Annotated in this window: 2 protein-coding genes; both read left to right on the top strand. The window is 38.9% G+C overall.

The genetic code is table 11. The features are described from left to right. Window positions 1–217: 217 nt before the first annotated feature. A complete protein-coding gene (rpmI, locus tag EK386_RS20710) occupies window positions 218–415 on the top strand; it encodes a 50S ribosomal protein L35 (RefSeq protein WP_005596065.1) in 198 nt (65 codons plus the stop codon). 67 nt (window positions 416–482) lie between these two features. After that, on the top strand, window positions 483–779 hold a 297-nt coding region (rplT, locus tag EK386_RS20715), incomplete at its 3' end, for a 50S ribosomal protein L20 (protein WP_109474877.1).

Here is a 779-nt window from a genome sequence, read left to right on the forward strand (position 1 = left end):
AAAATCCGTCCGTTTTCTCTTTTGTAAAAAAGAGAAACAAAAGCAATCTACAGGCACATTTCGCAGCCTGATTTGCTTTTTAGCCGTAAAGGGCTATGAGCGGTAACGCTCTGTTCGAGATAATTAGTGCTTTGCAAGTAAAAAGACGGTTAGCGATAAGCGTATTTTTCGCCTGATTATTATGTATTAGATAAAACAATGCGGAGTTTATAAAACAATGCCTAAAATTAAAACAGTACGTGGTGCTGCTAAGCGTTTCAAGAAAACAGCTTCAGGCGGTTTCAAACGTAAACAATCTCACTTACGTCATATTTTGACTAAGAAAACCACTAAACGTAAACGTCACTTACGCCACAAATCAATGGTAGCGAAAGCAGACCAAGTATTAGTAGTAGCGTGCTTACCATACGCATAAGCGTTGAGTCAAGTTAAAACGTACTTTAGTGAATTTTAGTTAATTATATACATTAGGAGATTTAATAATGGCTCGTGTAAAACGTGGTGTTATTGCAAGAGCACGCCATAAGAAAGTTCTTAAGGCTGCTAAAGGTTATTATGGTGCGCGTTCACGTGTTTATCGCGTTGCGTTCCAAGCTGTAATTAAAGCTGGTCAATATGCTTACCGTGACCGTCGTCAACGTAAACGTCAATTCCGTCAATTATGGATTGCACGTATCAACGCTGCAGCACGTCAAAACGGTTTATCTTACAGCAAATTCATCAACGGCTTGAAAAAAGCTTCTGTTGAAATCGACCGTAAGATTTTAGCTGACATCGCT

This window comes from Lysinibacillus antri (assembly GCF_003977595.1).
GTDB lineage: Bacteria > Bacillota > Bacilli > Bacillales_A > Planococcaceae > Ureibacillus > Ureibacillus antri.